We start from the raw sequence: 17,409 nt of genomic DNA on the forward strand, positions 1-17,409 counted from the left end.
CGCCATGACCGAGACCCCGGACTTCCGGCGCCTGTTCGACGCCGCCCTGTCCCCGCTGCTGATCCTCACGCCCGACTTCACGATCGTCGAGGTCAACCGCGCCTACCTCACGGCCACCCGCACCGAGCGTGCCATCGTCGGGCAGCGGATCTTCGAGGTGTTCCCCGACAACCCGGACGACCCCTCGGCCGACGGCGTGGCCAATCTGCGGCGCTCGCTGGAGACGGTGGTGGCGACGGGCCGTACCGACACCATGGCGCTCCAGCGGTACGACATCCCCACGGGTGAGGAGGGCGGGTTCGACGAGAAGTACTGGAGCCCGGTGAACACACCCGTCCTCGACGCGGACGGGCGGGTCACCCATGTCATCCACCGGGTCGAGGACGTCACCGAGTTCGTGCATGTGCGCCGGGTGGGACGGGAGCAGCGGCGGGTGGCCGCCGAGGCGCAGATGCGGGCCGAGGGCATGGAGATCGACCTGTTCGTACGGGCCCAGGAGATCCGCGAGGTCAACGACCAGCTGCTGCGCGCCAACGCCGAACTCGACGCTGCGGGACGCCGGCTGCGTGAGGAGCAGCAGGCCAAGGACCGGTTCATCGCCACGCTCTCGCACGAGCTGCGCAACCCGCTCGCCGCGGCCATGGCGGCCACGGAACTGCTGGCGCTCGACCTGCCCGACGGCCATCCGGCGCTGTCCGTGCTGGAGCGTCAGCTGGGCACCCTGGTGCGGATGAGCAACGACCTCCTCGACGGCACGCGGGCGCTCACCGGGCGGCTTGAGCTGGTGCGTGAGCGGGTGGACGTGCGGTCCGTCGTCGAGAGCGCGTGCGCCGACATCCGGGGTCTGTTCGGGCACGAGGGCCGCAAGCTCGACGTGGGTGTGCCACGGGAGCCGGTGGTCGTGGACGGCGACCGGCTGCGGCTGGCGCAGGTGCTGACGAACCTGTTGTCGAACGCGCTCAAGTACACGTCGCCGGGCGGTCGCACCGAGGTGGCCCTGCGTGAGGCGGACGGACAGGCCCGGCTCACCGTCCGGGACGACGGCATCGGCTTCGCCCCCGCCCAGGCCGAGGATCTGTTCGGTGTCTTCATGCGGGCGGCGCCGGCCGGTCCGGACACCCCGGAGGGCCTCGGCCTCGGTCTGGCGGTGGCCCGGACGGTGGTGGAGCTGCACGGGGGCACGATCGGCGCGCACAGCGAAGGGCCGGGCCGGGGTGCCGCGTTCACGGTGCTGCTGCCCGTCGCGGACCCCACGGCACCGGAACCCGCCCGGCCCGTGATCGTCCGCCCGGCCCGGCGTCAGCTGTCGATCCTGATCGTGGAGGACAACACCGACCTGGCCCAGACCTACCGCACCCTGCTCCAGCGTCAGGGCCACCACGTCACCGCCGTGCACACGGGCACCGACGCGCTCACCGCCACCGAGGACAGCCTCTTCGACGTCGTCCTGTGCGACCTGGGCCTGCCCGACGTCGACGGCTACACGGTCGCCCGCACGATCCGGGCCCGGCCGCACGGCGACGGGCTGCGGCTGATCGCGGTGTCCGGATTCAGCCAGGGCACCGACCGCGCCCAGTCCCGTACGGCGGGCTTCGACGCGCATCTGGCCAAGCCGCTGCCGCTGAACGACCTCCTCGACCTGCTGGAGCGCTACGACCCCGCGTAGCCCTGTCCCGACCGGTGTACGTCTTCCCCCTTGCGCCGGGCTGTGCTTGCCTGGTGAGCCGTTTACGGTGTCCGGGGCGGGAGTTGCCGCATGCGCAAGCCGTGGATCGTGGGGTTACTGCTGGCCGGAGCGCTGCTCGGCGCGTGCGGGGACCCGGAGTCGGGGCCGGAGACGCCGCCGCCCTCGGTCACCGCGGGCACCACCCACCAACGCGCCGCGGCCAGTGCCGGCACTCCGGCCAGGGCGCCGAAGGTCCTCTATCTCGGGGACTCTCTCGCGATGGAGGCGCAGCGGGTGCTCGGTCAGCAACTGCGCCGGGAGCTGCGGGCCGACTACACGAGCCGGCCGTACTCGGGGACGACGGTCTGCGACTACCTGGAGGGCACCGGCGCGAAGTCCCTCGTACCGGACGGCGACAAGGCGGCGGCGCTGGTGCGCTCGCTGCGTCCGGACTACGTGGTGCTCCAGTTCTGGGGCAACGCGTGGGGTTACACCTGGTGCATGGACGGCATCACCCACGCCGACGACCCGGCCACGTACTACAAGCGGTACCGGGCCGACATGGCCCGGCTGACCGAGCAGATCGCCGCCGCGGGCGGCGCCGCACGGCCGCGGATCGTGTGGGTGGCGCAGGGGCCGGACCCGATCACCCCCGACCGGGTCCGTCGCGTGAACGAGCTGTACGCGCAGCAGGCCGCCGCCTCCGGAGACGTCGTCGCGGACGCGGGGGCCCGGGTGAGCGCGGCCGGGGCCCGCTACAGCTGGGTCCAGTACCTGCCGTGCGACGCCTACGAGCGCGAGCACCCCGACTACTGCACCGAGCCGGGCCGGGACCGGACCGCCCTGCACCTCGACAAGGACTATCTGCACTTCTGTCTGGCGCCCACGACGTCCACGCCGAAGCCCTGCCCGGTCCGCTCGCCCGGCATCCTGCGCATCGCCCGGGAGATCACCCGGGTGATCTCCCGGACCCCGGCCGGCTGACGCTCACTCGCCCGCGTAGACCCGCTCCAGCTCGGCCTTGTCGAACTTGCCCATCGCCATGAACGCCTTGGTCACCCGGGTCGCCTTCACCGGGTCCGGGTCGCTGACCATGGCGATCAGGTTGTCCGGGACGATCTGCCAGGACACGCCGTACTTGTCCTTGAGCCAGCCGCAGGGGCCGGGCTCGCCGCCGTTCTCGGTGAGCTTGGCCCAGTAGTAGTCGATCTCCTCCTGGTCCTCGCAGAAGAGCTGGAAGGAGACCGCCTCGGTGAACTTGAACTGCGGTCCGCCGTTCAGCGCGACGAACTTGTGGCCGTTGGCCGTGAAGTCCACGGCCATCACGGAACCGGGCTCGCCCATGCCGGCCTCGTTGACCCGGGCGACCGAGCCGATGCTGGAGTTCTTGAAGATCGAGACGTAGTAGTGGGCGGCCTCCTCGGCCTGGCCGTCGAACCAGAGACACGTGGTGAAACCGTCGGTTGCCATGAGTACCTCCTGGGGCGTGGATCGCTGTCGTGGGTGTGGACTGATCCATGCCGCGAAACTCATCGGCCGTACGCCTGACTGCCCCGTCCGGCCTACCCTCCGCACCATGCCGTCCGCTCCCACGGACCACGGCACCGACGGCATCCGGCCCTACCGCATCGCCATCCCGCAGAGCGACCTCGACGACCTCCACGCCCGCCGACCTGATCCGCCGGACAGGCCCTGGACCGCACCCGCTGAGGCGCGGCTCAACGAGTGGCCGCAGTTCACGACGGTCATCGACGGCACGACCGTGCACTTCGCCCATGTCCGCTCCCCCGAGCCGGCCGCCACCCCGCTCGTCGTCACGCACGGCTGGCCGGGTTCGATCGCCGAATTCCTCGATGGGTCGGCCCGTTGACCGATCCCACGGCCCACGGCGGCGAGGCCGCAGACCCTGGCCTACGCCCCGACCGGAACGGCCGGTTCGGCCGCCCGTATCTACTACGAGAACGCCCACTCCCAGGGCGAGCGGGCGACGCGCCCCACCGAGCCGTCCACAGCACCCACCGCGGTGGCCGTCTTCCCGGCCGAGGCCCTGCAAGTGCCGGAGCTGTTGGTCGAGGATGTCCGCGCGTTCTTCCGGCAGTTGCACGAAAAGGCCTGGTCAGAGCGCCTTCATCGGTTTCTCTGCCCGTGGCGAATCTGCCACGGGCAGAGAAACCGCCTACCGGCGGCCGGTCGGGGTGAGAGTGAAGTCGACGGCATCCCCGACCACTCCGCACGGAGGCGAACCGATGACTCCACTCACCCCGCTCCTGCCGCGGGCCGAGGAGGGCGACACCCCGCCCTCCCGGTTCGACGACGATCTGGCCGCCCAGTTGCTCGGGCAGCGGATCGTCCTGCTCGGCAGCCAGGTCGACGAGGTCTCCGCCAACCGCGTCTGCTCGCAGCTGCTGATCCTGTCGGCCGAGGACCCGCGCACCGACATCAGTCTGTACATCAACAGCCCCGGCGGCTCGGTGTACGCGGGTCTCGCCATCTACGACACGATGCGGCTGATCCCGAACGACGTGTCGACCCTCGCCATGGGATTCGCGGCGAGCATGGGGCAGTTCCTGCTCTGCGCCGGCGCGCCCGGCAAGCGGTACGCCCTGCCCAACGCGCGGATCATGATGCACCAGGGGTCGGCCGGCATCGGCGGCACCGCGGCCGACATCGCGATCCAGGCGGAGAACCTGGACCACAGCAAGCGGACCATGGAGCGGCTGCTCGCCGAGAACACCGGCCAGACCCCGGAGACGATCGCCCACGACGGCGACCGGGACCGCTGGTTCACGGCCGAGGAGGCCAGGGAGTACGGCATGGTGGACCGGGTCCTGGAGTCCCTCGCGGACGTCCGCCCGGCCGCCTCGAAGCGACGGATGGGGCTGTGACATGGGGAACTACACGATTCCGTACGTCGTCGAGCGCACCGCGCACGGCGAGCGCTCCTCCGATGTGTTCAGCCGGCTGCTGTCGGAGCGGATCATCTTCCTCGGCACCGAGATCGACGACGGCGTCGCCAACGTCGTGATCGCGCAACTCCTCCACCTGGAGTCCTCGGCACCGGACCACGAGATCTCGATCTACATCAACTCCCCCGGCGGCTCGTTCACCTCGCTCATGGCGATCTACGACGCGATGACCTATGTGCAGGCCCCGATCTCGACGGTCTGCGTCGGCCAGGCGGCCTCCACCGCGGCCGTGCTTCTCGCCGGCGGGGATCCCGGACGCCGGATCGTGCTGGAGCACGCGCGCGTGCTGCTCGGCCAGCCGGCCAGCGGCGGCAGCCGGGGCATGATCTCCGACCTCGCGCTCCAGGCCAAGGAGATGATCCGGATTCGCGCCCAGGTGGAGGAGGTGCTCGCCCGGCACACCCACCACGACATCGCGACCCTGCGCGCCGACATGGACCGCGACAAGTTCTTCACCGCGCAGGAGGCCGTCGCGTACGGCCTGGCCGACGAGGTGTTGAGCCGGCGCCTCGTGACGGTGTAGGGCCTGTCCGGCGGATCAGGTCGCAGGAAAGCCGCAGCACTTCATATGGCGCCGGTGAGCCCGCGTCTGCGACAGGATCCGGCGGACAGGCCCTCAGGCGCCGGGTGCGACTCAGGCGGCCAGGCAGAGTCCGTCGTACGAGGAGGTCGTCGCCCGGCGACTGCCCGCGGAGGTCCGGCTGGTGATCCGGAGCAGCTCGCCCTGGGCGCGGCCCAGCAGGTCGCCGAGGCCGAGGCCGAGGGCCTGGGCGGCGGCCGCGAGGACCTCCGACGAGGCTTCCTTGCGGCCCCGCTCCACCTCGGAGAGGTAGGGCATGGAGATCCGGGCCGCGTCGGCGACGTCCTTCAACGTCCGCTCCTGGGCGAGCCGTTCACGCCGCAGCACGTCGCCGACCAGGTCCCGCCACAGGGGTTCCTTGGGCGGCGGCGCGGCGGCCGGGCGGGCGGCGGCCGGGCGCAGAGGGATGACGCGGGCTCGGTTCGGCGCTGGTTCGGTCACCTTCTCAGCCTAAAAGCGTTGGACGCCATGGGAAGGGATCAGCATTCTGCCCTGGGTGAATTCCGGCTGTGGAGGGCAGGGGCATGGAGCTGCGGGAGACGTTCAACGAGGCGGCGGAGCTGTACGACCGGGTGCGTCCGCACTATCCCCCTGATCTGATCGCCGAGTTGACAGTACTGGCCGACCTCGGTCCCGGTCGCCGGGTCCTGGAGGTGGGGCCGGGGACGGGCCGGCTCACCCGTCCCCTCGCGGAGTCGGGCTGCCGGCTCACGGGTGTGGAACTGGGGCCCGACCTGGCCGCCGTGGCCCGGCGCGGGTTGCGAGGGTTCCCGCACGTCGACGTGCAGGTCGCGGACTTCGAGAGCTGGCCGCTGCCCGAGGAGCCCTTCGACCTCGTGGTCAGCGCGACCGCCTGGCACTGGATCGACCCGGCGGTGCGAGTGGCCAAGGCGGCCCGGGCGCTGCGCGCCGGAGGCCGGGTGGCGGTCTTCGGGTCGGAGCATGTCGCGGGCGGCACGGTCGACTTCTTCGCCGAGGCGCAGCGCTGCTACGAACGCTGGGACCCGGCCACCCCGCCGGGCCTGCGGCTCCTGCCGGAGGAGGAGATCCCCTCCGAGACCCGCGAATGGGAGGACTCCCCGGACTTCGAGGACGTCACCGTGACCCGCTTCCGGCAGGACATCACGTACACCGCCGACGAGTACATCGACGTCCTGCTCACCTACTCGGGCCACCGCGCGCTGCGCGAGGACCTCCGGAGGGGGCTGCTGGACTGCATCCGCGGGCTGATCGAGATCCGGTACGAGGGCCGTGTCACCAAGCGCTATCTCCACGACCTGATCACGGCAACGCGCACCGGGACATGACCGGTCGATATGTGACCTGCATCACAGGCTCTGGCCCGCTTCGCACGCCACACGCCCTCTCCTCTCCACTTTTCTGAGTCCCGGCGCCCCTCACATGCATGCGTTCTCCCACCAGGGGTACGCGCAGAACGAGAACCGGCGGGTCGCCCGCCGGTCACATCATGACGTGGGAGAGGACATGGACACCGCCGTGACCGGGTCGCAGGCACAGCTCATCGAGGGGACCGCTGGGACCAGCACGGGTGACGGACCGCTGCCGGGGGTCGTGGACCCGCGGAGCGTCGCTCCGCGCGACGCGCGGGAGCTGTCCCGCCAGTTCTTCCAGCGCCTGACGGAGGTCGAGGAAGGCACACACGAATACCAGTACGCGCGCAACACTCTGATCGAGATGAACATGTCCCTGGTGCGGTTCGCCGCCGGGCGTTTCCGCGGTCGCGGGGACGACATGGAGGACATCGTCCAGACCGGCATGATCGGCCTGATCAAGGCCATCGACCGGTTCGAGCTCGCGCGGGAGGTCGAGTTCACGTCCTTCGCGCTGCCGTACATCGTGGGTGAGATCAAGCGCTTCTTCCGGGACACCACCTGGGCGGTGCACGTGCCGCGGCGGCTGCAGGAGCTGCGGGTGGAGCTGGCCAAGGCGCGCGAGGAGCTGGCGAGCAGGCTGGACCGGGAGCCGACGGTGGCCGAACTCGCCACCTTGATGAACATCTCCGAGAGCGAGGTCGTCGAGGGCCAGATCGCCTCCAACGGCTACAACTCCTCCTCGCTGGACGCCGCCCTGACCGGCGACGGCCCCGAGCACGGCGAGTCGGTGCTGGCCGACTTCATCGGTGTCGAGGAGTACGGGCTGCGGCTGGTCGAGGACTTCCAGTCGCTCGCGCCGCTGATGGCGGAGCTCAGCGACCGGGACCGGCAGATCATCCATCTGCGGTTCGTGGAGGAGGCCACACAGGCCGAGATCGGCGAACAGCTGGGCTGCTCCCAGATGCATGTGTCCCGGCTGATCAAGCGGATCATCGGGCGACTGCGCGAGGGCATGCTGGGCGAGCTGGGCTGCGCCTGAGGAACGTGCGGCGGAGGTGAGGGGTGATCGCCGGGACGACCGTTCCGGCGATCACCCCTCACCGGGCCCGTCGCCGAGTCGCAGCACCGCGCTGACCCGCTTGCCGACCGGCACGCGCTCCGCGGTGACCTCCGTCGCCAGCGCGTGCACGATCTCCAGACCGTGCCGGCCGACCCTTTCCGGGTCCTTCGGGAAGCGCAGCGGCAGCGCGGCACTGCTGTCGTAGACGGAGACGGTCACGACGTCGTCCGTGCCCTCCAGGTCCAGGATGTACGGGCCGTTGCTGTGCCGGTCCGCGTTGGTGACCAGCTCGCTCACCACCAGGAGCACCTCGTCGTCGACCCGGGCACCGATCTCGGCGCACCACTCGGTCCTGAGCTGGTCGAGGAAGTGGGCGGCGAAATGGCGGGCCTCGGCGATGCACCCCGGTTCGCCGGTGTAGTGGGCCGCCCGGCGCAAGGGGTCCACGGGCACGTCGAAACCAGTCGATATCACTGCCCCGTCCAGGTGTTCGATCATGCGTTTCTCTCTCGAAAGCCGGCCTCGCCGGACGCTGCTGCACCAGTGCTCGTACCCCGAGCCGCGCGCCGCAGTCCCCATAACGGGTCGTGTCGGTCACACCGGCGGCGACGTCACGTCCGCGGCATTCGGTGCGGAGGTGTCGGAGGAGGACTCGTCCTGCGGCGTGTCCTCCTGGGTCGTCCCCGGTTCCGTCTGCGGTTCGGGGACCAGCGGCTCGATGTTCGGCGGGGGCGAGGACGGGCTCGCGGACGTCGGGGGACACGGCGTCGCCGAGTCGGTGGGCGTGCCGGTCGGGGTGTCGGTGGGTGTCGCGGTGTCCGTGGAGACACACGGCTCCGGGGAGGACGGCGTGGTCGGTGGCGACGTCGGAGGACTCGGCGTCGTCATGGTCACGGACGGCGAGGGGTGCGCCGGCGGATCGGCGTGCTGGTCCTTGTGGCCCGTGTCGCCACGGCGGCGGGCGATCCACTGGTCGTCGTCGGGGTCGTAGATCACGAAGACGTTGATGACCGTGACCGACGGAGTGACCACGACGACGTTCGAGGGGCGGTACGCCGGCCAGGAGTCGCCCGTCGGCTCGGGGGTGCTGCGCTGGGCGACCGGCGGGGCGAGCGGGTTGCCGCAGGCGCAGCGGACGCGGGGCACGCCATGGCCGTCGACGAGGACGGCGGTGCCGGTCTGGAGGACGGCCTGATAGCTGGTGGCGGCGCCGTCGCGGTAGCCGTGGTTGGTGACGCGGGTGTCCATGCGCAGTTGCACGGGGGTGAGCGCCCGCAGATAGGCGGGCACGCCGGACGGCTGGACCCCGACCACGGAGGCGAAGGCCCTGTTCTTCGCGGGGGCCGCCTGGAGGGCCTTGATCTGGGCCTCCACATCGCAGCTGGAGACGTTGCGGGTGCCGCCGTAGAGGCCGGGCGCTCCGCCGTCGACGCCCCGTACCGCGTTGGCCGCGGTGGACTCGCCGGCCGGGGAGGCGGAGACGGGCGGGGCGGAGCTGTCGGTCGCCGTCGACTCGGTGAAGGGGTCGGGGCCGGTCTTGGACGCGGCCTGGAGGAAGACCTCGCCGTCCTTGCCGGAGCCGCCGCCGTCGGAGCGGGTCAGGACGAGCGCCACCACCACGGCCGCCACGACCGCGGTCGCGAGCACGGCCACCCGCGACACGGACCGCCACCAGGGGCGGTGGGGCTCCGGCGGGGGCGCTCCCCCGGTGCTGCCCGGTGGCTGCGACGGCGGCCCCGAGGGCGGCTGGGAGGGACCCGACAGCGGACCCGAGGGCGGTCCGGTGGGCCGGCCGGAGGACGGAGGTTCGGAGCTCACGAGCCCTTCTTCCCGACGTGGCACTTCAGCGGCTTCCTGCGTTCACGCCGCTTTTGTCCAGGATGGTTTCCATTGTGTGCTCCGGTCCGGTGCGGCTCGCAAGCCGACGCGGACGGCTCTCCCGGCGGGCAGGGTCCCCGGGCGCTGCTTAGCGTGGGCAGGGTGAGCCCGAGAACCCGCTCCGACCAGGCCGTTGCCCCGCACGGCTGGGTCCAGGCAGCCGTGACCGTGCTGTCCGGACTGCTCGCGATGGGCGTGACCGCCGCGCTGGGGCTGTGGGCGGCCGGGGCGACGGACCTGCCCGACGGAGCGTTCCCGCGGGTCGTGGCGGCGACGGTCGTCACGGCGGTGGGCGGCACGATCGAGCTCTCCGGGAACGCCGGGGGCCTGGCCGACACCCAGGCCGGGCTCACCGTGATCCCGCTGTCGGTCACCCTGGCCGGCGCCCTCGTCATCGCCGCTCTCTTCCTACGGCCTCTGCGGCACCGGGCGGTCGCGAGCGCCGCGGAGCTGACGGGCTGGGCGGCGCGGGTCGCCGTGCTGTGGCTGGCCGCCCTGGTAGCTCTCGCCCTAGGAGCCCGCCAGACCTTCACGCTCTCCCTCGGCGAGAGCGCGCTGTCGGACCTCGGCAACCTGTTCGGCGTCACACCGAAGGTCGGCTTCACGACGGACATGCCGCTCACGCTGGTCTTCGGTCTGCTCTGGCTGGCCGGTGTGCTGGTGCTGGCGCTGCTGTTCTCGCGCGGGGCTCCGCTGCCGGGCCGGCTGCTGCGCTTCCAGGCGTCGGTACGGCCGGCGGCGTACGCGATGGTCGTGCTGCTGCTCGCCTTCGTAGTCCTGGGCACCGTCATCGGGCTGGTCGTGGCGGTGACGGGCGACTACCCGGTGGAGACGCTGGCGGTGATCCTGCTCGGCCTGCCGAACCTGGTCTGGCTGACGTTCACGCTCGGCCTCGGCGCCACCTGGGACGGCCGCGTGGAGGGCCCCTTCGGGCTGCCGATGCCCCACGTCCTCGACGAGGTGCTGCGCTCCAAGGACACCGCCACGCTGAACCTCTCCACCCTCGCCGAGTACGACGGCAGGGTGTGGTGGCTGGTGGCCGTCGACGCGGTACTGGTGCTCGCCGCCGGGTTCGTGATGGCGGCGCGTTCCCCGGCGCGGACGCGTGCCTGGCAGCACGCCCTGCACATGGCGGTGGCCCTCGCCCTGACGGTCCTGATGATCTGTCTCGTCGGCCGCATCTCCGCCCACTACGGCCTCTCGGTCCTCGGCATCGGCGACCTCGGCGGCGATCTGAACGGCGAACTCCTGCTGAAGGCGCACCTGTGGACCGCCGTCGGCCTCGCCGCACTGTGGGGTCTGGCCGCGGGCTTCCTGGGCGCCCTGCTGGCGCGCCCGGTGCGACGGCAGGACCAGGCGGAGTCGCGCTGATCCGAACGAGGCGGGCTAGCCGCCCCGGAACACCGGCTGGGCCCACGGCGGTGGCTGCTTCGGCGCCTTCTGGCGGGGCTCCGCGGTCTTCATCGCGACCTCCGTCGGTGCGTGGCCGGCGCTCGCGCCGGTCGCGGCCAGACGCAGGGCGGCGACGAAGGCGAGGCAGGTGGCGTGCCGGTCGTCGGGGCTCTTGGCGAGGGACTTGGCGAAGACGGTGTCGAGGTCGGGCGGCAGGCCAGGCCGGGACTCGGTCAGCGGGGGCGGCTCGTCGTACTGGTGGGCCCAGAGCAGGGCCATGTCGTCGTCGCGGCGGAACGGGGGACGGCCCGCGAGGGTCTCGTAGACGACGCAGGCGAAGCCGTAGACGTCGCAGCGGCCGTCGACGGGCTTGCCGGAGATCTGCTCGGGGGCCACGTAGTCGAGGGTGCCGACGAACTGGCCGACCGTCGTGAAGCCGGTCAGGGACAGGGACTTCTTCGTCAGGCCGAAGTCGGTGAGATAGGCGTGCTCGGGGTGGTCGCTGTCGGTGCCCCGGGCGATCAGGATGTTGCCGGGTTTCACGTCCCGGTGGACCAGCCCGTGGTCGTGGGCCTTGTCCAGCGCGGAGGCGATCTGGGCGGCGATCCGCAGGGCCACCGCGGGCGCCAAGGGGCCCCGCCGGTCGAGGAGGTGTCGCAGGTCGCTGCCCTCGACGTACCGCATGGCGATGTACAGGACGCCGTCCGTCTCGCCCGCCTCGAAGACCGGGACGATGTGCGGGTGGTCGATCGCGGCGGCGGCCCGCGACTCATGGGTGAAGCGGCGGCGGAAGGTGTCGTTGCGGGCGAGTTCGGGGGCGAGGAGCTTGAGCGCGACCGTGCGGTCCAGCCGCAGGTCGCGGGCGCGGTAGACGACGGCCATGCCGCCGCGGCCGATCTCCCGTTCGATGCGGTAGCCGGCGATCTGCCGCCCGATCAGCTCGGAGGGCCGTCCGGAGAAGAGGCTGGTGTCACGGGCCATCGGGCGTCACGACCTGGGTGGGGGCGTGTCCGGGGTCTCCGGCCGTGGCGCGCGGCGCGGTCGGTCCGGGGTTCCCGGCGGCGGCGCTCGGCGCGTCCTCGGCGGCGTAGGTGCTCAGCCGGGTGCCGTCGGCGTAGACCCAGCGGCCGTGCTGGGCGTCGTACAGCCAGACCGACTCCCCGTCGACGACGACCCCGATCCGCAGGCCCCGGGTGCGGCTCTGGAAGGCCTCGCCGTCCAGGCCGCCGCCCGCCAGTTCCTCGACCGCGGCGCGGTAGCGGGCGAGCGTCTCGTCGGCGCGGGCGAGCAGCGGACGGGGGTCGGCGGTGTGGGCGAGGGGCGCGTCCGCGAGGGGCGGGTCCTTGGGCACGGCGACCAGGAAGCGGCCGTCGACCCAGGCCGACCAGCCGTTGGCGCACAGGACATGCCCCCAGTCGCCGCGCCGCTCCACGAGCTGGACCGGCAGCAGCGGGTCGAGGGGCACGGTGGGCCGGGCGGGGTCGGGGGCCTCCCAGGCGGGCATGCCGTGCTGGGGGACGACGTGGGTGGGCCGGAAGCCGGGGGTGGTCATCATGACTTCCGCAGGACGGCCGGTTCATGGCGGCGCAGCAGCCGGGAGACCGCGTATCCGAAGACGGCCGACAGCACGACGAGCATCGCCACGTTGAGCAGCCAGATCTTCGCCGAGTGCCGGAACAGCGGATCGGCGGTCAGTTCGCCGGGCACGATCCGGGCGAGCCCCACCGTGCCGGCCATCGCCCCGAGCGCCCACCGCGAGGGCACCAGCCAGGACAGCTGCTCAAGGCCCGGCACTCCGTCCAGCTTCAACAGGGCGCCGCAGAACACGACCTGGACGATGGCGAGCAGCACCAGGAGCGGCATCGTCACCTCCTCCTTGCGGACCAGCGCGGAGATCAGCAGGCCGAGCATCATCGCGGTGAACGCCAGGAGGGCGACGGCCACGGTGATCTCGACAAGGGGCGGCATCAACACGCCTTCGCCGCCGGGTGCGTTGAGGTCCACGCCGAGAAGGGCGACCAGGGTCAGGACCACCGCCTGGAGGACGGTGACCGTGCCCAGGACGACGATCTTCGACATCAGGTACGCCGATCTGGACAGGCCCACGGCCCGCTCGCGCTGGTAGATGGTCCGTTCCTTGACCAGTTCGCGCACCGCGTTGGCGGCCCCCGTGAGCACGCCGCCGACGCACAGGATCAGCAGCGCGTTCATCGCCGTCTCCTGGGTCAGCTTGCTGCCGGCCAGGGCGCGGGCCATGGCGCCCATCACGAAGGGCAGCGCGATCATGATGGCGAGGAAGGTGCGGTCGGCGCCGAGGGCGGTGGCGTAGCGGCGGATCAGGGTGCCGAGCTGGGCGCCGCGGCTGCGGGGGCGCGGGGGCGGGGCGATCACGACGGGTCCGGATCGCGGCACCCGGGGCTGTCCGGTGGCGTCGGCGACGTACTGCCGGTGGAAGGACGAGGCGCGGAACTGTCCGGCCCAGTCCCGGTCCTGGTCCCGCTCGAAGGCCTCGAACGCCTCGGGCCACTGGGTGTAACCGAAGTAGGCGAGGGTGTCCTCGGGCGGGCCGTAGTAGGCGATCCTGCCGCCGGGGGCGAGGACGAGGAGGCGGTCGCAGACGTCGAGGCTGAGGACGCTGTGGGTGACGACGATGACGGTCCGTCCGTCGTCGGCGAGTCCGCGGAGCATGTGCATCACCGAGCGGTCCATGCCGGGGTCCAGGCCCGAGGTCGGCTCGTCGAGGAAGAGCAGCGAGGGCTTGGTGAGCAGTTCCAGGGCGACGCTGACGCGCTTGCGCTGGCCGCCGGAGAGGCTGTGCACGGGCTGGTCGGCGCGCTGTTCCAGGCCCAGCTCGCCGATGACCTCCTCGACCCGCGCCTGCCGCTCGGCCTTGGCGGTGTCCTGGGGGAAGCGCAGTTCGGCGGCGTAGGTGAGGGCGGCGCGGACGGTGAGCTGGGCGTGCAGGATGTCGTCCTGCGGGACCAGGCCGATGCGCTGGCGCAGCTCGGCGTAGTCGCGGTAGAGATCGCGGCCGTCGTACAGGACCGTGCCGTGGTCGGCGGGGCGCTGGCCGGTGAGGGCGCCGAGGAGGGTGGACTTTCCGGCGCCGCTCGGGCCGACGACCGCGAGCAGGCACTTCTCCCCGACCGGGAACGACACCTGGTCGAGGAGCGTCTTGCGGCCGTGGTCGACGGCGACGCTCAGATCCTGGACGTCGAGGGAGACCTCGCCGGTGTCGACGTACTCCTGCAACTCGTCCCCGACCAGGCAGAACGCCGAGTGGCCGATGCCGACGACGTCACCCGGGCCGAGCGGGGCGCGGGTGATGGGGGCGCCGTTCATATACGTGCCGTTGTGGCTGCCGAGGTCGACGATCTCGTAGCCGCCGTCGGGGTGGGCGCGCAGCTCGGCGTGCCGACGGGAGACGACCAGGTCGTCGATGACCAGGTCGTTGTCGTCGGCGCGGCCGATGCGGACGGTGCGGGTCGGCAGCGGGCGGACGGTGGTGGGCTGCCGGAAGGTGCCGGTGAGGGCGGGCATCGACACGGCGGCCACGGCCGAGGGGCGATCCGGGGCGACCAGGACCACGCGCGGCCCGTCGGAGGGGCTGCCGAAGCGGATCACACAGCCGGGGCCGACGTCGCGTTCGTCGATCCGGAAGCCGTCGGCGTAGGTGCCGTTGGTGCTGTGTTCGTCGGCCAGCGTCCAGTGATCGGCCTCGGGCCGCAGCACGGCGTGGTGCCAGGAGACCCGGGCGTCGTCGATCACGATGTCGCTCAGGGGGTCGCGTCCGACGTGGTAGTCGTGGCCCGGACTCATCACGGTGGAGCCGGTCTCGGTCTCCAGGACGAGTTCGGGCGCAGCCGGGGCGCTCGACCGCTCTGCCATGCCGAGATTCTATCGATTCGTCCAGATGTGCGCCTATTGGGCGAGGTGGCCCGGTGGACGCGCGGGGCACCTCAGCCGACGGAGACGACCAGGGCCGGGATCGTGCGCTGCATCCGCAGGGCGTCCACCGACTCGGCGAGCAGTTCGTACTCGGTGGTGTCGTCGCTGGTGGCGATCCGGATCAGCCGTCCGGCGGCCAACTCCTCGGCGACGAGCTCCTGTTGGGCGGCGTCCCCGCACCAGGCGCGGAGCACGGCCGGGACGTCGGGGGCGGAGGGGGCGACGGGGACGAGCGCGCTCTGCGGAATGCGGCTGATCTCGGGCTGCGGGTCGAGGCGCTCGGCGATCCAGGACGCCCGGTCCCGTAACCACCACAGGGCGAGGGCGAGGGTGGGGGCCCGGTAGCTGCCGAGCGGTACGCCGATGCGCTGCCCTCCGCAGGTTCCGTACGCGGTGACATGGCACAGGAATTCGTCGTGCACGTTCACTCCCCCGGTGCGTAGTGTGCCTCTCGGCTGGCCTCGCTTTCGGTGCGGCTCTCGTGCGGCGGGTACCGCGATGCATGTGCGGTGTGTGATGGCATCCTCGCTGGATGTGAATGCCCTGTCAGTTGAGTATGTTCACTACTGAAACACTGTCACCACGACTTTTTGGCCACTCTCCTGGCATATTCACAGCGGTAGTTGGCCGAAATGCGGCCCCCGTCGATTACCCGAGGGGTAATCGACGGTCCGAGGCGGCGCGGGCATGGTTGCGGTACCGGGTCGGCGCGACCGAGACCCGGGACCTGACCAGCAGATTCGACCTCGACGGAGGCTGATGCCCCATGTCCGCGACCACCGACCGCCACGAGAGCGCCGTAGCCCGCTACTTCGAGGCGTGGAACGCCGACGACCAGGAGACGCTGACCAAAGCGGTGGCGGCGGCCTGGGCCGCGGACGGCGGCTACACCGACCCGATGGCCGACGTCAGCGGCCATGAGGGGATCGCCGGGCTCATCGCGGCGGTGCACGAGCAGTTCCCGGGGTTCGTCTTCCGCCCCACCGGGGCCGTGGACGGCCATCACGACACCGCGCGCTTCTCCTGGGAGCTGGTGAACGAGTCCGACGGCAGCGCGCCCGTCGCCGGCTCCGACGTGCTCACCCTCGGCGGCGAGGGCCGCATCCGGCAGGTGTACGGCTTCCTGGACCGGGTGCCCGACGGGATGTGAGGCGGCGGCCCGCGATGAGTTCTCCCGCTCGTGGCGGTCTCCTGAAGGAGAGGTCACCACGAGCGAGAGGCGGACGTCATGACCGTGAGGATCGACCGGCAGTTCATCGCAGAGCTGGTCAGGAGCCCGAGCGACGGCGGCTGGACGTATCTGGTCTGGCCGGAGTCCGCCGCGTTCTTCGGGACCCGCGGGCTGGTCAAGGTCAGCGGGACCATCGACGGACATCCGTTCCGCAGTTCCTTCATGGCCCTGGGCGACGGCCGGCACAAGCTGCCGGTGAAGGCGGAGGTGCGCAGGGCCATCGGCAAGGAGGCGGGCGACACCGTGACCGTCCGCCTCCAGGAACGCCTCTGAGCGTCGGGCTCGCCGCCGCGCGCGCTACTTCTTGAACACCGCGTCTACTTCTTGATCACCGCGTCGATGCGGGCCAGTTCCTCGGCGTCGAAGTCGAGGTTGCGGATCGTGCCGACGCTGTCCTCGATCTGCTGCGGGCTGCTCGCGCCGACGAGGGCGGAGGTGACCCGGCCGCCGCGCAGGACCCAGGCCAGCGCCAGCTGGGCCAGGGTCTGGCCGCGGGACTTGGCGATGTCGTTCAGCTCGCGCAGCTGGGCGACCAGGTCCTCGGTGAGGGCGTCGGAGTTCAGGAACGGGCTGTCGCTCGCGGCCCGCGAGTCCTCCGGGATGCCGTCGAGGTAACGGCCGGTGAGCACGCCCTGCTCCAGCGGGGAGAAGACGATGGAGCCGACCTGGAGCTCGTCCAGGGCGTCCAGCAGGCCCTCGTCCTCGGGGCGCCGGTCGAGCATCGAGTAGCGCGGCTGGTGGATGAGGAGCGGGGTGCCCAGCTCGCCCAGGATGCGGGCGGCCTCGCGGGTCTGCTCGGCGGAGTAGTTGGAGATGCCGACGTAGAGCGCCTTGCCCTGCTGCACGGCGGAGTGCAGGGCGCCCATCGTCTCCTCCAGCGGAGTCTCCGGGTCGGGGCGGTGCGAGTAGAAGACGTCGACGTAGTCCAGGCCCATCCGCGTCAGGCTCTGGTCCAGCGACGACAGCAGGTACTTGCGGGAGCCCCACTCGCCGTACGGGCCGGGCCACATCAGATAACCGGCCTTGGTGGAGATGATCAGCTCGTCGCGGTACGCGGCGAGGTCGGACTTCAGGGCCTCGCCGAACGCGGACTCGGCGGCGCCGGGCGGCGGGCCGTAGTTGTTGGCGAGGTCGAAGTGGGTGACACCGAGGTCGAAGGCGCGGCGCAGGATCGCGCGCTGGGTCTCGACGGTGCGGTCCGCGGGGCCGAAGTTGTGCCACAGGCCGAGCGAGATCGCGGGAAGCTTCAGACCGCTGCGTCCGGTACGCCGATAGGGCATGTCCGAGTAGCGGTCGGGGTGTGCGGTGTACAACGCGACTCCAGAAGGGTTGGCACGGTTTCCCGAGGGGCTCT

Annotated in this window: 19 protein-coding genes; 10 read left to right on the forward strand and 9 right to left on the reverse strand. The window is 71.5% G+C overall.

Translation table 11 applies throughout. The features are described 5' to 3' along the window. The first annotated feature begins 4 nt into the window (after window positions 1–4). Both OG885_RS04795 and OG885_RS04800 read left to right on the forward strand, forming a co-directional pair. Window positions 5–1,666 (forward strand): ATP-binding protein, encoded by a 1,662-nt coding sequence (locus OG885_RS04795; protein ID WP_405726496.1) that lies wholly within the window; start codon window positions 5–7, stop codon window positions 1,664–1,666. Between the two features lie 90 nt (window positions 1,667–1,756). Further along, the gene (locus tag OG885_RS04800) at window positions 1,757–2,650 is read left to right on the forward strand and encodes an SGNH/GDSL hydrolase family protein (RefSeq protein ID WP_405726499.1); all 894 of its coding nucleotides are present in this window, start codon (window positions 1,757–1,759) and stop codon (window positions 2,648–2,650) included. A gap of 3 nt (window positions 2,651–2,653) precedes the next feature. Here the strand turns inward: OG885_RS04800 and OG885_RS04805 are convergent, their stop codons facing one another. Next, window positions 2,654–3,136: a VOC family protein gene (locus tag OG885_RS04805; protein WP_405726502.1), complete on the reverse strand. Its 483-nt coding sequence runs from the start codon at window positions 3,134–3,136 to the stop codon at window positions 2,654–2,656. A gap of 106 nt (window positions 3,137–3,242) precedes the next feature. Between OG885_RS04805 and OG885_RS04810 the strand changes: the two genes are divergently transcribed. The 3 genes from OG885_RS04810 to OG885_RS04820 all read left to right on the forward strand — a co-directional run bounded on the left by OG885_RS04810 (window position 3,243) and on the right by OG885_RS04820 (window position 5,155). Beyond that, complete coding sequence (locus tag OG885_RS04810) at window positions 3,243–3,536, forward strand: epoxide hydrolase N-terminal domain-containing protein (protein ID WP_405726505.1); 294 nt, start codon at window positions 3,243–3,245, stop codon at window positions 3,534–3,536. A gap of 376 nt (window positions 3,537–3,912) precedes the next feature. Further along, window positions 3,913–4,551 (forward strand): ClpP family protease, encoded by a 639-nt coding sequence (locus tag OG885_RS04815; protein ID WP_399954993.1) that lies wholly within the window; start codon window positions 3,913–3,915, stop codon window positions 4,549–4,551. A 1-nt stretch (window position 4,552) separates the two neighbouring features. Then, window positions 4,553–5,155 carry an ATP-dependent Clp protease proteolytic subunit gene (locus OG885_RS04820; protein ID WP_329332074.1) on the forward strand — a complete coding sequence of 201 codons (603 nt, stop codon included), beginning with the start codon at window positions 4,553–4,555 and terminating at the stop codon, window positions 5,153–5,155. A 111-nt stretch (window positions 5,156–5,266) separates the two neighbouring features. Here OG885_RS04820 and OG885_RS04825 read toward each other — a convergent pair whose 3' ends face one another. After that, a complete protein-coding gene (locus OG885_RS04825; RefSeq protein WP_405726510.1) occupies window positions 5,267–5,653 on the reverse strand; it encodes a helix-turn-helix domain-containing protein in 387 nt (128 codons plus the stop codon). An 83-nt stretch (window positions 5,654–5,736) separates the two neighbouring features. On the opposite strand from OG885_RS04825, the gene OG885_RS04830 reads away from it, so the two are divergent. Together OG885_RS04830 and OG885_RS04835 are read left to right on the forward strand one after the other, a co-directional pair. Continuing rightward, on the forward strand, window positions 5,737–6,519 hold the full coding sequence (locus OG885_RS04830) for a class I SAM-dependent methyltransferase (RefSeq protein WP_405726513.1): 783 nt from the start codon (window positions 5,737–5,739) through the stop codon (window positions 6,517–6,519). A gap of 178 nt (window positions 6,520–6,697) precedes the next feature. Continuing rightward, on the forward strand, window positions 6,698–7,585 hold the full coding sequence (locus tag OG885_RS04835) for an RNA polymerase sigma factor SigF (RefSeq protein WP_399954982.1): 888 nt from the start codon (window positions 6,698–6,700) through the stop codon (window positions 7,583–7,585). Window positions 7,586–7,636: 51 nt separating this feature from the next. Here the strand turns inward: OG885_RS04835 and OG885_RS04840 are convergent, their stop codons facing one another. Next, window positions 7,637–8,104 carry an ATP-binding protein gene (locus tag OG885_RS04840; RefSeq protein WP_405726516.1) on the reverse strand — a complete coding sequence of 156 codons (468 nt, stop codon included), beginning with the start codon at window positions 8,102–8,104 and terminating at the stop codon, window positions 7,637–7,639. Between the two features lie 96 nt (window positions 8,105–8,200). Continuing rightward, window positions 8,201–9,424: a DUF6777 domain-containing protein gene (locus OG885_RS04845; protein ID WP_405726519.1), complete on the reverse strand. Its 1,224-nt coding sequence runs from the start codon at window positions 9,422–9,424 to the stop codon at window positions 8,201–8,203. Between the two features lie 162 nt (window positions 9,425–9,586). Here OG885_RS04845 and OG885_RS04850 point away from each other — a divergent pair, with 162 nt between their 5' ends. Then, window positions 9,587–10,855 (forward strand): streptophobe family protein, encoded by a 1,269-nt coding sequence (locus OG885_RS04850; protein ID WP_405726522.1) that lies wholly within the window; start codon window positions 9,587–9,589, stop codon window positions 10,853–10,855. A 15-nt stretch (window positions 10,856–10,870) separates the two neighbouring features. On the opposite strand, the gene OG885_RS04855 is transcribed toward OG885_RS04850, so the two are convergent. The 4 genes from OG885_RS04855 to OG885_RS04870 form a co-directional block, all read right to left on the reverse strand. After that, window positions 10,871–11,857 carry a serine/threonine-protein kinase gene (locus tag OG885_RS04855; RefSeq protein ID WP_405726525.1) on the reverse strand — a complete coding sequence of 329 codons (987 nt, stop codon included), beginning with the start codon at window positions 11,855–11,857 and terminating at the stop codon, window positions 10,871–10,873. Beyond that, entirely contained in the window at window positions 11,847–12,428 is a 582-nt protein-coding gene (locus OG885_RS04860; protein WP_405742577.1) for a hypothetical protein, read from the reverse strand. The genes OG885_RS04855 and OG885_RS04860 overlap by 11 nt, the downstream gene beginning before the upstream one ends. Further along, entirely contained in the window at window positions 12,428–14,764 is a 2,337-nt protein-coding gene (locus OG885_RS04865) for an FHA domain-containing protein (protein WP_405726528.1), read from the reverse strand. Before OG885_RS04865 ends, OG885_RS04860 begins: the two co-directional genes overlap by 1 nt. A gap of 71 nt (window positions 14,765–14,835) precedes the next feature. Then, the gene (locus tag OG885_RS04870; RefSeq protein ID WP_399954961.1) at window positions 14,836–15,246 is read right to left on the reverse strand and encodes a hypothetical protein; all 411 of its coding nucleotides are present in this window, start codon (window positions 15,244–15,246) and stop codon (window positions 14,836–14,838) included. Between the two features lie 344 nt (window positions 15,247–15,590). On the opposite strand from OG885_RS04870, the gene OG885_RS04875 reads away from it, so the two are divergent. Further along, a complete protein-coding gene (locus OG885_RS04875) occupies window positions 15,591–15,974 on the forward strand; it encodes a nuclear transport factor 2 family protein (protein ID WP_405726531.1) in 384 nt (127 codons plus the stop codon). 78 nt (window positions 15,975–16,052) lie between these two features. Beyond that, a complete protein-coding gene (locus OG885_RS04880) occupies window positions 16,053–16,328 on the forward strand; it encodes a DUF1905 domain-containing protein (RefSeq protein ID WP_405726534.1) in 276 nt (91 codons plus the stop codon). Between the two features lie 44 nt (window positions 16,329–16,372). Here OG885_RS04880 and mgrA read toward each other — a convergent pair whose 3' ends face one another. Further along, the gene (mgrA, locus tag OG885_RS04885) at window positions 16,373–17,368 is read right to left on the reverse strand and encodes an L-glyceraldehyde 3-phosphate reductase (RefSeq protein WP_329332083.1); all 996 of its coding nucleotides are present in this window, start codon (window positions 17,366–17,368) and stop codon (window positions 16,373–16,375) included. Window positions 17,369–17,409: the final 41 nt, after the last annotated feature.

This window comes from Streptomyces sp. NBC_00028 (assembly GCF_045041065.1).
In the GTDB taxonomy this organism is placed as follows: Bacteria; Actinomycetota; Actinomycetes; order Streptomycetales; family Streptomycetaceae; genus Streptomyces.

What these genes read in the sequence shown, in the direction of transcription:
- OG885_RS04795 (WP_405726496.1), top strand. Translation starts at nt 5, where the DNA reads ATGACCGAGACCCCGGACTTCCGGCGCCTGTTCGACGCCGCCCTGTCC.
- OG885_RS04800 (WP_405726499.1), top strand. Translation starts at nt 1,757, where the DNA reads ATGCGCAAGCCGTGGATCGTGGGGTTACTGCTGGCCGGAGCGCTGCTC.
- OG885_RS04805 (WP_405726502.1), bottom strand. Translation starts at nt 3,136, where the DNA reads ATGGCAACCGACGGTTTCACCACGTGTCTCTGGTTCGACGGCCAGGCC.
- OG885_RS04810 (WP_405726505.1), top strand. Translation starts at nt 3,243, where the DNA reads ATGCCGTCCGCTCCCACGGACCACGGCACCGACGGCATCCGGCCCTAC.
- OG885_RS04815 (WP_399954993.1), top strand. Translation starts at nt 3,913, where the DNA reads ATGACTCCACTCACCCCGCTCCTGCCGCGGGCCGAGGAGGGCGACACC.
- OG885_RS04820 (WP_329332074.1), top strand. Translation starts at nt 4,553, where the DNA reads ATGGGGAACTACACGATTCCGTACGTCGTCGAGCGCACCGCGCACGGC.
- OG885_RS04830 (WP_405726513.1), top strand. Translation starts at nt 5,737, where the DNA reads ATGGAGCTGCGGGAGACGTTCAACGAGGCGGCGGAGCTGTACGACCGG.
- OG885_RS04835 (WP_399954982.1), top strand. Translation starts at nt 6,698, where the DNA reads ATGGACACCGCCGTGACCGGGTCGCAGGCACAGCTCATCGAGGGGACC.
- OG885_RS04840 (WP_405726516.1), bottom strand. Translation starts at nt 8,104, where the DNA reads ATGATCGAACACCTGGACGGGGCAGTGATATCGACTGGTTTCGACGTG.
- OG885_RS04855 (WP_405726525.1), bottom strand. Translation starts at nt 11,857, where the DNA reads ATGGCCCGTGACACCAGCCTCTTCTCCGGACGGCCCTCCGAGCTGATC.
- OG885_RS04860 (WP_405742577.1), bottom strand. Translation starts at nt 12,428, where the DNA reads ATGACCACCCCCGGCTTCCGGCCCACCCACGTCGTCCCCCAGCACGGC.
- OG885_RS04865 (WP_405726528.1), bottom strand. Translation starts at nt 14,764, where the DNA reads ATGGCAGAGCGGTCGAGCGCCCCGGCTGCGCCCGAACTCGTCCTGGAG.
- OG885_RS04875 (WP_405726531.1), top strand. Translation starts at nt 15,591, where the DNA reads ATGTCCGCGACCACCGACCGCCACGAGAGCGCCGTAGCCCGCTACTTC.
- OG885_RS04880 (WP_405726534.1), top strand. Translation starts at nt 16,053, where the DNA reads ATGACCGTGAGGATCGACCGGCAGTTCATCGCAGAGCTGGTCAGGAGC.